Source organism: Bradyrhizobium sp. BRP22, from assembly GCF_020194175.1.
In the GTDB taxonomy this organism is placed as follows: domain Bacteria; phylum Pseudomonadota; class Alphaproteobacteria; order Rhizobiales; family Xanthobacteraceae; genus Bradyrhizobium.
Map to the genome: position 1 here is coordinate 1 of NZ_JADYVX010000021.1, position 13,026 is coordinate 13,026.

The window sequence follows — 13,026 nt, forward strand, 5'->3', positions numbered from 1 at the left end:
GCTCACCCACGGTTGTAGCCGGAGGGGGAAACGGGCGACATCGCCACGCGCTTTGGCCGGTGGCCACCGGCCAAAGCGCAAGTCGCTTCCATCGCACAAATCATGTCCGAGCAGATACAAGGGGCTCCCTCCGCGAAGTTCAGCCTGAATTGTACTGAGAACGCCTTCGAGGTTGCCGAGCACATCGTTGTTCCAGAAGCGGAGCACTTTGTAATCTTCCTCAGTCAGGCGACGATCACGTGTTGCATCGGACGCCGACTCGCTGTGCTGCCCGCCGTCCACTTCGATGATCAAAAGCCTTTCGCGGCAAACAAAGTCGCAGACGTAACCGCTTATCGGTTGCTGCCGGACAAATTTATGCCCGTCGATCTGACGACTCCGAATACGATTCCAGAGGACTGTCTCTGCATCCGTTTGGTTTGCGCGTAACTTTCGCGCGATTCGGATCATTTTTTCATTGCGGCCACGCATCGCCCTGCCCCTCACCCGGAGCCGACGCTGCGCGCCGCCTCCGACCTCTCCCCGCAAAAGAGCGGGGAGAGGTTTATACCACCGCCACCAACCCCTGCATCGGCTTGGCGGCGCGGCTATCGGGGAATACCGATTCCGCCAGCACGCGGTCGGCGAGGCCGAACTGGTCGTGCAGCACGCCCTTCATCACCGCACGCAAATCGGTGGTCGGCGCGAGGTCGCGGCCCTGATAGAGATTGGCGGGCTTCAGGCCGGGCCAATCGGCAATCACGCGACCGCCTTTCACCGCGCCGCCGGCGAGCAGTGCGACGGTGCCGGTGCCGTGATCGGTGCCTTCGGTGCCGTTGATGCGCGCGGTGCGGCCGAATTCGGTGGCGACCACGATCACGGTGTCGCGCCAGCGTTCGCCGAGCCCGCTTTCGAATTCCGCCAGCGCGCCATCGAGGCCGCCGAGCAGTTGCGCGAGACGGCCGACCGGTCCGCCCTCCTTGGCATGGGTATCCCAGCCGTCGAAGGCGAGCGCGCCGATCCGCGGACCGTCATCGGCCGCCATCAATTTCGCCGCGCCGCGCGCCACCAGCCGCATCGCACCGACGCCGTTGGTGCCGGACTTCGGCTTCATCTCGTCGCCCTGCGCGACCTTCTCCAGTTGCAGGCCTTGCGTGAGCGCGGATGCGAGCGCGCCGTCGCGATGCTGATAGAGCTCGAGCAGGCGCATCGCGGTGTCGTCATCGGCCTGCGGCAGCGCGACCGGCGCCCAGCCGACGGTCGGCGCCGCGCCGCGCAGCACCAGCGGCGTCGTGGGGCCGACCGCGAGCGCGCGCGTCACCCGCTCGCCTTTCGGCAGCGCTTCGAGCGCGCGGTTGAGCCAACCCGATTGCACCCTGCCCGGACCGGCAAAGCCGCTTTCGAGCACGTCCTGGCCATCGAAATGCGAGCGCTCGCGATAGGAGGTCGCGACCGCGTGGATCACGGCGGCCTGCCTGGCGCGATACATCCGCGCGAATTCCGGCATCGCCGGATGCAGGCCGAAGAAGGAGTCGAGCATCACGGCCGCATTCGGCCCGTCGGACCGGAGCGCGATCGAGCCATGCAGGCCGGCGTATTCGGGGTCGCCGATCGGCGCTACTGTCGCAAGACCATCGAGCGCGCCGCGCAGGATCACCACCACGAGCCGCGGATCGCGGCCATCGGCTGCGCGTGCGAATTTCGGCAAGTAGGCCCAGGCGGCAAAGGCGGCGCCGCCGAGCAGCAAGGAGCGGCGCGAAGTGGCTTGCGAGCGCAGGCCTTCAAAGCATTGCATCGGTCACCTCCTCTGGAATTCCGGCGACATCAACAAGAGTGCCAGCGCCTGCTGGCGCGATTCCGCGCGCTCTATCGTGCGCCGCGTGTCCGGCGAGGCGGCATCGGCGGCGACCAGATCGAGCAGCTCGCGCGGATCGACGCCATCGCCAAGCCGCGAGGCGATCTGCGCCGAGATATCGAGCCGCAGCTTCATGCCTTCGGGCGCGGCCCAGGCTGCGCTGGTATCGGGAAAACCGTTCGGGCCGGCCGGCGACCACAGCGGCTGACCGAGCACGTTGAGGCCGCCCAGATAGCGGGAGGGATCTTCGGGATTGCGCCCGAGCAGCCGGCCGGAGGCGATCAGGAATTCGTAAGGCGAGCGCATCTTGGTCAATGGCGCATCCCACGCCTCGCCGGAATCGAGCAGCGCGGTCGCGAGCGCCTTCAGATCGCCGTCGGTTCGGGTGAAAACATCCTGCAGCCGCGCCACCAGGCCCAGTGGCGGATCGTCGGCCACGAAATGGCGCGCGAATTTGGTGGCGATGAATTTTGCCGTCGAGGGATGGCGCGCGATGTCGGCAAGCACCGCCTCGCCCTGCGCCACGCCATTGGGTTCATACACCTTGCCCATCACGCGCTGCGGACCGGGCTGATGCGCATTGGCGTTGAACACGAAAGTCCCGGGCGGACCGAGCTGGCCCTGCCGGCCGGCAAAGGTCCACCCCGTGATGACGCGCGCGAGCGAGGTGACGTCGTCCTGGGTGTAGCCGCCGCCGACGCCGAGCGTGTGCAATTCCATGATCTCGCGGGCGAGGTTTTCGTTGAGGCCGCGGTTGCGGTTGAGGCCGGCGCGCGAGTCCGGACCGAGCGACTGCTGGTTGTCGAGAAAGAACAGCATCGCCGGATGCTGCTCGACCGCCTTCAGCATGTCACCGAAGCGGCCGAGCACATGCGGCCGGATCGCCTCGCGCTCGAACGAGCCGGCCCAGATCCGCGCCAGCCCGCCCTTGTTGGCGGAGATGCAGAAATGGTTCGACCAGAACACGACGAGGCGCTCGACGAAACCGCATTCAGCAAAACTCGCGCGCTGAATGCGCGCCAGCGCCTCGGCGCGAAACGTCTTCTGGATGACGTTGGCCGGTGGCGGCGGCGGCTTCGGTGGATTGGGCTGCATCGCGTCGGATGTCGCCATCGTCTCCTTGGCCGCCATCTCCTTCGCGATCGAGGCGAGCGACGGATTGCGGTGCGGCACATTCGGTTCCGGCGGTGCTTCCGTCGCCGTAGATTTGGTGGCGGCATTGCGCGCCTGCTGGATCTCGAACTGGTAGTCGAACAGCGCCTTGCCGAGCGCCGGCGTCGAGGAGAGCCCCGGCATCTCCAGGAGCGCAACATTGGCGCGATTGAGTTCGGCTTTGACGAAGCCGCACGGATCGGAGGCCGCATTGATGAAATCGCCGGAAGCGCCGCCGCGGGCGCCGAACCCGAAGCGATTGAGCGCAACAAGGGCTGCTTGCGAATCGCGGGCCATCGGATTTCCCTTCGGAGGCGTCCTCGGTTTATGATTTGCAACATCATAGCGTGCATCCGGATGAACCCCGGATTAATTCCGCGAAAGGAGAGCAGCCGATTACATGACAAATCGGACAGAAAGCACCGCGCGCCGGCTTTCCTGCGCCCGCTGCGGCACTGCGTTCACCTGCAATCCTTCGGGCCAGTGCTGGTGTGCGGCGGAACCTTATCGCCTGCCGATGCCGGCGCATGATGGTGGCGACTGTCTTTGCCCGGATTGCCTGCGCAAGCTCGTCGCCGAGCAAACCGGTGCGGCCGCGACATGACTGATCCCTGGGACATCAGCGCCGTCCTGCTCGACATGGACGGAACGCTGCTCGACACCGAGAAGGTCTATTTCGACAGCCTGGTCGCGGCGCTGAATGCGCGTGGCTATACCGACGATGTCGTCGCCCTGTGCCACGCCATGATCGGCCTTCCCGGGCCGGAATGCGAGCTGATGCTGGTGAAACGCTACGGCGACGACTTTCCGCTCGCCGAGATCAACCGGGCTTTCGCCGCCAACCGGGACGAGATCCTTCGCGCAGGCCTGCCGCTGAAGGCCGGCGCCATCGAACTGCTCGATGCGCTTCGATCTGCGGACTATCCGATGGCGATCGTGACCTCCTCCTCGCGACGCTCGGCCGACCAGCATCTGACTCTCGCCGGAATCCGCGCGCGCTTTGATACCATCCTGACCCGTGACGATGTCGTGCACTGCAAGCCGAGCCCGGATCTCTATCTGCTGGCCGCGCAACGGCTCCGCGTGAAGCCGCAGGCCTGCATCGCGATCGAGGATTCCAACCATGGCGTGACCGCGGCGCACGCCGCCGGCGCCATCACGCTGATGGTGCCGGACATGATCGCGCCGACCGAGGAAACGCGCGCCAAATGCGCCGCGGTGCTGCCGGACCTCAACGCGGCGCTGGCGATGCTGCGCGAGCGCGGTGCGCTGTAGCTACACCTCGTATCCGGGTGACTTCCGCGCCATGCCGTCAAACGCATCGAGCAGGCGCTCACGCCAGGCGTAGACCGGATCGCTCTCGACCAGCAGCTTGAACGGGCTCACGACGCGCGCCCATTGGAAGCCGCCGAACACGATGTAGTCGGCATAGTTCGGCCTGTCGCCGCCGAGATAGGGCTGCGTCTTCAGCGTCAGCCGCAGCGGATCGAGGCTCTTGCGAAAGCCCTCGACCGCGCGATCGCGGGTGGCGGCGACCTCTTCCAGCGGCTTGCCAAGCCGTGCTTCGCGCGTCTTGCGGAAATAGGCGACATCATCGGGCGCAAGATGCGCGGGGATGTCGGCGACGATCAGCGGGAAGATGCCGCCGATCACCGTGACATCGCCCCACCAGTTCAGCATGCGCCCCATCGCGCGGCCACCTTCGCCGCCGAACAGCGAGGGCCGGTCGGGATAGGTGTCCTCGAGATAGTTGGCGATCGCCCAAGAATCGGTCACCGTGGTATCGCCGTCGAGCAGCACCGGCACCTTGTCGGATTTATGCGGGGCGATCGCTTCCTTCTCGGTGAAGCACCAAGGGATCGACTCGGCGCCGAGCCCCTTATGCGCCAGCGCCATCCGCGTGCGCCAGCAATACGGGCTGAACGGACGGGAGGCGTCGGTGCCGACGAGTTCGAACAGTTTCATCGCCATGGATCAATCTCGCTGATGTCGGCAGACAGACTAAGCGTCATTGCGAGGAGCGCAAGCGATGAAGCCAGAGAGCTGTCATGCCCCGCGAAGGCGGGGCATCCAGTACACCGCGGCGGCTACATGGATACGCGACCGCCAGTGGTTACTGGATCATCCGCCGGAGCCTGTCATCGGGCGGCGCTTTGCGCCGACCCGGCGGCGGATGATGAGAGGGAGCATGGGACGCGACAGCAGCGCTACCGCACCACCGCCGCGGTCTGGCCGAACAGGATCTTGCGTTCCTCCTCGGTGCGGATCGCGGGCTGGCCGAAATTCGGATTGACCTCTTTCGCCTTGGCATAGGCGCGCACCGTGGCGGGCCGCGCCTCGATCGTTTGCAGCCAGCGCTTCAGATGCGGGAAATCGTCGATGTTCTGGCCCTGGTTCTTGTGGCCGACGACCCAGGGATAGCTCGCCATATCGGCGATCGAATAGTCGCCGGCGACGAATTCGCGGTCGGCGAGGCGCTTGTTGAGCACGCCATAGAGCCGGTTGGTCTCGTTCACATAACGGTCGATGGCGTATTGCAGCTTCTCCTGCGCATAGTTGCGGAAGTGATGGTTCTGCCCCGCCATCGGGCCAAGGCCGGCCATCTGCCAGAACGTCCACTGGATCGCGTCATAGCGGCCATAGAGATCAGCGGGCAGGAACTTACCGGTCTTCTCCGCGAGATAGAGCAGGATCGCGCCGGACTCAAACAGTGAAAGCGGCTTGCTGCCGCCCTTCGGCGCATGATCGACGATCGCGGGAATCCGGTTGTTGGGCGCGATCGCCAAAAATTCCGCCGTGAACTGCTCGCCCTTGCCGATGTTGACCGGGATGATCCTGTAGTCGAGCCCGGTCTCCTCGAGGAACATCGTGATCTTGTGGCCGTTCGGCGTGGTCCAGTAATGGAGGTCGATCATTGGGCATGATCCTGCGGCTGGGAGGGAACGCGCATCGAAGAAAGATGCGATTGCATGAATTTTGATCGGCTCACTCGTGCAAGTCAATGGCATCGCCACGAAACGATAGTGGCCCTGCGCGGCCTGCATGGCGCGCAGGTGAGAGGCAATCAGTCGATGCGGCCGTGCTCGCGCAGGAATCGTTCACCACTTTCCGTGACCATCACCCGTAAGCCCTCGATCGTCGGGCGGCGCACGACATAGCCCAAGTCGATGGCGTCCTCCCAGATCGTCAGGCGCGGGCACGAGGTACGCCAGGTCTCGATCACCTCAGCATAAGGCCGCGGCTCGCGCGCAATCCATTCGACGAGATCCAGTACGAGGGCGTCCGCGGATTGACGCATCCGGACCTCCCTCAATGCGCCATTGCGCTGTTGCGCGCCACGAGCAGCCAGCCGCCATAAATGATGTAATAACCCGCGACCGTCGTGATCAGCCGGTTCGCCCAGGTGCGAAACTGCGCATCGCTCATCGCTTCCAGGATCCGCCGCGCCAGCGTGGTGCCGAGCATCGAGGCCGCCACCGCCACGCCCGCCAGCACCGGATCGAGCGTCGCGGCCTGCTCGATGATGCCGCCGAAATAGATCAGCTTGGTGAAGTGGCTCGCGACCTGGCAGGTCGCCTTGGTCGCGACCACCTCGCGGCGGCCGAAATTGCCGCCGAGGAAGAACGTGTCCATCAGCGGGCCGGAGACGCCGGTCATCAGCATCAGCCCCATGCAGACCGAGCCGTAGAACGTGCCCTGCCAGACCGAATCGGGGTTCGGCTTGATCCCCTTCGGCGTCAGCCGCGCCATGAACGGCGTGATGCCGAGCAGCAGCAGCGCGATCGGCGTATCCGGCACGTAGCGCGTCACCGACCAGATCGCCAGCGCCACGCCGCAGCCGATCATGTAGACCATAACCGGCCGCCAGCGGATATGCGCCCGCCACAGCAAGGCGCGCCAGCCATTTGAAGCCATCTGCGTGATCGCGTGCAGCACCATCGCGGGCGGCAGCGGCAGGATGGTGAGCAGCACGCCGATCAGGATCAGCCCGCCGGCCATGCCGAACAGCCCCGACAGGAACGCAGTCGCGACCATCAGCACGCCAAGGGCTGCAATCAGAAGCGGGCTCACGAGAATCTCCTGCGAACTGCCTACGCCCCCTCGCCCCGTTCTTACGGGGAGAGGTGAAGCGCGCCGCCACCAATTCAACCTCAGGTCTTGCATTCAATGTTCTGCCCTGCTTGCACGCGTCGCGCAAACTGAGTTATCTCGTCCTGGCATCAGCTTTCCTGAGGGTAATGGTTTGCGGCGGCTGCTCTTTCTCAACGGCATCAAGGCATTCGAGGCGGCGGCGCGCACCGGCAGCTTTGCCGCCGCGGGCGCCGAGCTCAATGTCTCGGCCGCCGCGATCAGCCGGATGGTGCATCTATTGGAAGAGCGGATCGGGGTGGCGTTGTTCGAGCGCAAGGCCAACCGTCTCGTCACCACCGCGGCCGGCCGCTTCTACCAGAACGGCTTGACGCCGATCTTCGATGCGCTGGCGAGCCTCACGGCGCAGGTCACCGCGCCGGCGAGCGTCCGTGTTCTGACCATCGGCGTCGGACCGACCTTTGCAATGAAATGGCTGATCCCGCGGCTCGCCGATTTCCAGAAGCAGGAGCCCGAGATCGAGGTTCGCGTCGCCACCGGCGGCGCCGCCGCGCCGGAGCCGTTCAGCGACGACTGGAGCTGCGGCATCAAGCTTGGCGACGGCGATTGGCCGGGGCTGGTGGCCGAGCCGCTGTTTGCCGCCGATCTGTTGCCGGTCTGCGCGCCGCGGCTGGCAAGCCAGCTCAGGCGCGCGGGCGACCTGAAGGGCAGAAGCCTGCTCCGCGTGGCGCACTCGCCGGACGACTGGCCGACCTGGCTGAAGGCCGCCGGCGTTGCCAGGATCACGGCACGCGGGCCCGAGTTCCAGTTTTACGGCCAGGCGCTGCAGGCGGCCGTCGACGGCCTTGGCGTCGCGATGGGAATCCGGCCCTATATCGACGACGATCTCGCCGCGGGGCGGCTGGTCGCGCCATTCGAGCTCAGTGTGCCGAAGGGCATGCGCTGGTACCTCGTCTATCACGGCTTCCGCACCGGCCAGCGCGATTTTGCCGCCTTCCATCGCTGGGTCATCCGCGCCGCGGCCGAACCCGCCACACGCGGCAAGGGCCAGCGCGGCGCGGCGTGAGGCCGCACCCGCACGCCTGCGACGAAAGTTTCCCCGCCAAGTGTGAACCAGTTCACAAAGTGCCGCGCCAAGGGCGTGCTTTGGTCCCAATTGGGAAAAGACTTGGGATCGGATCGCGGGCATGATTTACGGCGCCTTTGAGATCAACTCATTCGAGGCAGGGAAGGGGCTATGGCACGCCAGGATTCAACGAGCCGATCGCGAGCCGGTCGTCATCGATGGCATCTCGTTTCCGACACTCGAACTCGGCTTTGCGTGGTCCGATCCGGATGCGGCGATCGCCCACGCGAAGGCGCAGATCGACCGCTACGGCCGGCGCTATGGGGTGACCTCAACCGAACCGTCGCCGACCTCGCGGTAGTCGGCAGCGCCCTCGCTGCCGCGGCACCGCCATGCGAAGCCGCGCCGGCACTTCCGCCCGCGCCGCCGTTCCTGAACAACTGCCCGGAATGCGACGCCGAGCTCGCCCTGCTCCGCGTCATCCCCGGCCGCGCCGCCGAATACTGGGCGATGCGCTGCACCGGCTGCGGCGGGATCCACCTCAATATCGTCGAGGACACCACCTCCTCCGCCTGCTGACGTGTTGCTTTACCTCGCCCCGCCCTTGCGGGGAGAGGTCGGCGCGAAGCGCCGGGTGAGGGGCGCCTCCGCGAATGCGGTGACCGACAACGGGGCGCCGACGCAGCCGCACGGCATTGGTCCGAGCAAGCGGAGACAGCCCTCACCCGGATTTGTGGCTGCGCTCCAAATCCGGCCTCTCTCGCGAGCGGGAGAGGCGAAGAAGTCGCGCCGCGCTCGCACCAAATCCCGGGCAGTTCCGCGGCTGCTGACACCTGCTGACATCGCAGGTACGCCCCGTGCATTCGCCCTTTCATGCCGGCAGGACTCGTCCCATATTCGCCCCATGGCGAAGAAACCTGACACTCCCAAAAAGCCCGGCAAATCCCCCAGATCCAAAGCACACCGGCCCGAAGTCCTCCCGATTGCGCCGGCGCTCGCCGAACTTTTGAACCCCGCCATCAACCGCGGCGAAAGCGGCGTCGGCTCGTCCACGGGCCTGCAGCCGCCGCCGGACAATTCGCGCGACCGCCGTGCCGGCGGCGAGGCCGCGGCGCATCGCGCGCGGGCCTCGACGCCGAAGGAATTTCCCTCTCCCGCCTCTCCCCCGCGAACGGCGGAGAACCAGGGTCGGGGCAGCTTCGACGAAGCGCCCCAGGCCAATTACGGCACCGCCGCGACGGTGCCGATGCTCGATCCGGAGTTGGCGCGGCAGCTCGGCCTGCCCACCGCTGAGGACGACGAGGAGGCGCTGGCCCGCCCGCCGCGCAGCAAGACCGAAGCGCTCGGCGTCAAGGCCACGGCGGATGCGCTGGAGACGCTGATCCGCGAGGGCCGTCCCGAGTTCCGCAAAGACGACGGCTCGATGCGGGTATGGACGCCACACCGCCCGCCGCGTCCGGAAAAGAGCGAAGGCGGCGTCCGCTTCGAGATCAAGTCCGACTACCAGCCCAAGGGCGATCAGCCGACCGCAATCGCCGAGCTGGTCGAGGGCATCGAGCGTAACGACCGCACCCAGGTGCTGCTCGGCGTCACCGGCTCCGGCAAGACCTACACCATGGCCAAGGTGATCGAGGCCACCCAGCGCCCTGCCCTGATCCTGGCGCCGAACAAGACGCTGGCCGCGCAGCTCTATGGCGAGTTCAAGAACTTCTTCCCTGATAACGCGGTCGAATATTTTGTCAGCTATTACGACTATTATCAGCCGGAAGCCTACGTACCGCGCACTGACACGTACATAGAGAAAGACTCTTCGATCAACGAGCAGATCGACCGCATGCGCCACGCGGCGACGCGCGCGCTGCTCGAGCGCGACGACGTCATCATCGTCGCCTCGGTCTCCTGCATCTACGGTATCGGCTCGGTCGAGACCTATACCGCGATGACGTTCGCGCTGAAGAAGGGCGAGCGCATCGACCAGCGGCAATTGATCGCCGACCTCGTCGCCCTGCAGTACAAGCGCACCTCGGCGGATTTCACCCGCGGTACCTTCCGCGTCCGCGGCGACGTCATCGACATCTTCCCGGCGCACTATGAGGACCGCGCCTGGCGCGTGAACCTGTTCGGCGACGTCGTCGAGAACATCGAGGAGTTCGATCCGCTCACCGGCCACAAGCAGGACGAGCTCGAATTCATCAAGATCTACGCCAACTCGCACTATGTGACGCCGCGCCCGACGCTGGTACAGGCCATCAAGTCGATCAAGAGCGAGCTGAAGATGCGGCTGGACCAGCTCAACGACCAGGGTCGGCTGCTCGAAGCGCAGCGGCTTGAGCAGCGCACCACCTTCGATCTCGAGATGATGGAAGCGACCGGAAGCTGCGCCGGCATCGAGAACTATTCGCGCTACCTCACTGGGCGCCGCCCCGGCGAACCGCCGCCGACGCTGTTCGAATATGTGCCCGACAACGCGCTGGTCTTCGCGGACGAGAGCCATGTCAGCATCCCGCAGATCGGCGGCATGTTCCGTGGCGACTTCCGCCGCAAGGCGACGCTCGCCGAATATGGCTTCCGCCTGCCCTCCTGCATGGACAACCGTCCGCTGCGGTTCGAGGAATGGGACATGATGCGGCCGCAGACGGTCGCGGTTTCGGCCACGCCGGGCGGCTGGGAACTGAACGAGAGCGGCGGCGTGTTCGTCGAGCAGGTGATCCGCCCGACCGGACTTATTGATCCTCCCGTCGACATCCGTCCGGCCCGCACCCAGGTTGACGACCTCGTCGGCGAGGTGCGCGCGACCGCAGCCGCAGGCTATCGTTCGCTGATCACGGTTCTCACGAAACGGATGGCGGAGGACCTCACCGAATATCTGCATGAGCAGGGCATCCGCGTGCGCTACATGCACAGTGACATCGACACCATCGAGCGCATCGAGATCATCCGCGACCTCCGCCTCGGCGCGTTCGACGCGCTGGTCGGCATCAACCTGCTGCGCGAGGGCCTCGACATTCCCGAATGCGCGCTGGTCGCGATCCTCGATGCCGACAAGGAAGGCTTCCTGCGCAGCGAGACCTCGCTGATCCAGACCATCGGCCGCGCCGCGCGTAACGTCGACGGCAAGGTGATCCTCTACGCCGACAGCATGACCGGCTCGATGGAGCGCGCGATCGCCGAGACCAACCGCCGCCGCGAAAAGCAGATGGAATACAATGCCGCCAACGGCATCACGCCGGAGAGCGTGAAGAAGTCGATCGGCGACATCCTCAATTCCGTCTACGAGCGCGACCACGTGCTGGTCGAAGTCGGCGGCCACGACATGACCGACGACGTGATCTCGATCGGCCACAATTTCGAAGCCGTGCTCGCCGATCTCGAGACGCGCATGCGCGAAGCCGCCGCCGATCTGAACTTCGAGGAAGCGGCCCGCCTGCGCGACGAGGTCAAACGCCTGCGCGCCACCGAGATGGCCGTCGTCGACGATCCCACCGTCAAGCAACGCACCGTGCAGGGTAAGGCCGGCGCCTATGCCGGCACCAGGAAATACGGCGACGCCGCGAACGTGCCGGTGAGCGCGATGAAGAAGAAGAGCGTGACCTCGGCGATCGGGGCCGGCGGCAGTTCCGGCTCGAAAGTCCACAAGCCCCATCTCGACGAGATGCACGGCCCGGAATCCCTGCCCTATCGCCCGAACCCCGGTGCCAAACCGGCAAAACCGTTCGGCAGCACAAGCCGGATCATCCAGCCAACGGACTCGCGGCAGTCAGGGCCGGAGTTCGGGCCAGCGCCGCGGTCGAGCGGCGGCACGCCGGGGAAACGGGGTGGGTGGAAGAGGCGGTGAGCATGACGCGCGCCGAGCTTCACGCCTTCCTGCGGAAGCATCGGCTCGCGGTGGTCTCCACGATCGGAGCCGCATCGCCGCAGGCGGCCGTGGTCGGTATCACCGTCACCGATGCGCTTGAAATCATCTTCGACACGCTCGCAACTTCGCGCAAATACGCCAACCTTCGCGCCGACCCGCGCGTCGCGGCCAGCGACGTTCGGCGATGACCACAAAGCCGCGATCGGCCGCTGTGAAGAGAAAAGCCGCGCGTCGGGGGCAGTGACGCGCAGCAGTCAAGCGGCGACAACTTTTTCCTTGGTTGGCGCTCCCGCCGCGCCACGTGCCGCGTCGGAGCGCAGGCGTCGTTAGCAGCGTCTCGTTTGCGACACCAATTAAGGATTTGTCACGCACGGCAAGCATTGCCGCGATTTAACTGGTGGATTTTTCCAGCTCGGGCCAACACCGGGCGCTTCCCGCGCGCGAGGACTTCCATCAAGGCAATGCCGGTTATTGAGATCACTGAGGAGTGCCGCGCCCTGATCGAGAGCGCGGTCGAGCCCCCGATCGGACGGCGCTTGCCAAACGGCAACTGGCTGATACCGGTCAACGAGGCAACGTGGGAGCGGCTGCAGCAGGTGCGGCTACAAGAGGAAACGATCTCGGAGTGCATCATTCGTGTCCTGATCATCGCTCTGCATAAGCACGGCTTGCAATAAAGTGCGCCGGTGGATTGTGGTCATTCCGGAAGCCGCGTTAGCGGCTGTCCGAAATCCATGCATTCGCCCGCGCGGATTTGAACTGCTTCGCTGCGCACGCAAGCGCAATCCGCATCAAGCAGGCGCGACAAAGTAACCCGACGGGCAAATCACCAAAAGTCTGTCCATCCCTCATACAAAAAACATTCCGCTTTCGTCGTCGGGCAAATCAGTGATTTAACTCCGCGCGTCTCACCCAGATGAGGGGCGGATCGCGATCGTCACGAACGTTGCGGTGGGATGCGGTGGACGTGGAGCACGTGACTGACGAGCACAGGCATCACGGACGGCGAAGTCGTGTGGTTCTGGCGCC

General features: G+C 65.5%; 13 protein-coding genes and 1 pseudogene. 7 read left to right on the forward strand and 7 right to left on the reverse strand.

Going from position 1 to position 13,026, the window contains the following annotated elements; all coding sequences use genetic code 11:
• Window positions 1-135: 135 nt before the first annotated feature.
• The 3 genes and pseudogenes from I6F35_RS23800 to I6F35_RS23810 all read right to left on the reverse strand — a co-directional run.
• Window positions 136-471 (reverse strand): annotated as a pseudogene (locus I6F35_RS23800) (DUF559 domain-containing protein); the annotation flags it as partial.
• A gap of 73 nt (window positions 472-544) precedes the next feature.
• The gene (locus I6F35_RS23805) at window positions 545-1,774 is read right to left on the reverse strand and encodes a DUF1501 domain-containing protein (protein ID WP_225120093.1); all 1,230 of its coding nucleotides are present in this window, start codon (window positions 1,772-1,774) and stop codon (window positions 545-547) included.
• Window positions 1,775-1,777: 3 nt separating this feature from the next.
• Complete coding sequence (locus I6F35_RS23810) at window positions 1,778-3,283, reverse strand: DUF1800 family protein (protein ID WP_225120094.1); 1,506 nt, start codon at window positions 3,281-3,283, stop codon at window positions 1,778-1,780.
• A gap of 103 nt (window positions 3,284-3,386) precedes the next feature.
• Between I6F35_RS23810 and I6F35_RS23815 the strand changes: the two genes are divergently transcribed.
• Together I6F35_RS23815 and I6F35_RS23820 are read left to right on the forward strand one after the other, a co-directional pair.
• Window positions 3,387-3,590: a hypothetical protein gene (locus I6F35_RS23815; RefSeq protein ID WP_225120095.1), complete on the forward strand. Its 204-nt coding sequence runs from the start codon at window positions 3,387-3,389 to the stop codon at window positions 3,588-3,590.
• The gene (locus tag I6F35_RS23820) at window positions 3,587-4,261 is read left to right on the forward strand and encodes an HAD family phosphatase (RefSeq protein WP_225120096.1); all 675 of its coding nucleotides are present in this window, start codon (window positions 3,587-3,589) and stop codon (window positions 4,259-4,261) included. The genes I6F35_RS23815 and I6F35_RS23820 overlap by 4 nt, the downstream gene beginning before the upstream one ends.
• Here I6F35_RS23820 and I6F35_RS23825 read toward each other — a convergent pair whose 3' ends face one another.
• The 4 genes from I6F35_RS23825 to I6F35_RS23840 form a co-directional block, all read right to left on the reverse strand.
• Window positions 4,262-4,957 (reverse strand): glutathione S-transferase family protein, encoded by a 696-nt coding sequence (locus I6F35_RS23825; RefSeq protein ID WP_225120097.1) that lies wholly within the window; start codon window positions 4,955-4,957, stop codon window positions 4,262-4,264.
• A 236-nt stretch (window positions 4,958-5,193) separates the two neighbouring features.
• Window positions 5,194-5,901 carry a glutathione binding-like protein gene (locus tag I6F35_RS23830; RefSeq protein WP_225120098.1) on the reverse strand — a complete coding sequence of 236 codons (708 nt, stop codon included), beginning with the start codon at window positions 5,899-5,901 and terminating at the stop codon, window positions 5,194-5,196.
• A gap of 149 nt (window positions 5,902-6,050) precedes the next feature.
• A complete protein-coding gene (locus I6F35_RS23835) occupies window positions 6,051-6,284 on the reverse strand; it encodes a hypothetical protein (protein WP_225120099.1) in 234 nt (77 codons plus the stop codon).
• Between the two features lie 11 nt (window positions 6,285-6,295).
• On the reverse strand, window positions 6,296-7,057 hold the full coding sequence (locus tag I6F35_RS23840; protein WP_225120100.1) for a sulfite exporter TauE/SafE family protein: 762 nt from the start codon (window positions 7,055-7,057) through the stop codon (window positions 6,296-6,298).
• A 172-nt stretch (window positions 7,058-7,229) separates the two neighbouring features.
• Between I6F35_RS23840 and I6F35_RS23845 the strand changes: the two genes are divergently transcribed.
• The 5 genes from I6F35_RS23845 (at window position 7,230) to I6F35_RS23865 (ending at window position 12,674) form a co-directional block, all read left to right on the forward strand.
• Window positions 7,230-8,141 (forward strand): LysR substrate-binding domain-containing protein, encoded by a 912-nt coding sequence (locus I6F35_RS23845; protein WP_225120101.1) that lies wholly within the window; start codon window positions 7,230-7,232, stop codon window positions 8,139-8,141.
• 121 nt (window positions 8,142-8,262) lie between these two features.
• Entirely contained in the window at window positions 8,263-8,502 is a 240-nt protein-coding gene (locus tag I6F35_RS23850; protein ID WP_225120102.1) for a hypothetical protein, read from the forward strand.
• Window positions 8,503-9,045: 543 nt separating this feature from the next.
• Window positions 9,046-11,976: an excinuclease ABC subunit UvrB gene (uvrB, locus tag I6F35_RS23855; protein WP_225120103.1), complete on the forward strand. Its 2,931-nt coding sequence runs from the start codon at window positions 9,046-9,048 to the stop codon at window positions 11,974-11,976.
• A 2-nt stretch (window positions 11,977-11,978) separates the two neighbouring features.
• The gene (locus I6F35_RS23860) at window positions 11,979-12,185 is read left to right on the forward strand and encodes a pyridoxamine 5'-phosphate oxidase family protein (protein ID WP_225120223.1); all 207 of its coding nucleotides are present in this window, start codon (window positions 11,979-11,981) and stop codon (window positions 12,183-12,185) included.
• Between the two features lie 273 nt (window positions 12,186-12,458).
• A complete protein-coding gene (locus tag I6F35_RS23865; RefSeq protein ID WP_225120104.1) occupies window positions 12,459-12,674 on the forward strand; it encodes a hypothetical protein in 216 nt (71 codons plus the stop codon).
• The last annotated feature ends 352 nt before the right edge of the window (window positions 12,675-13,026 follow it).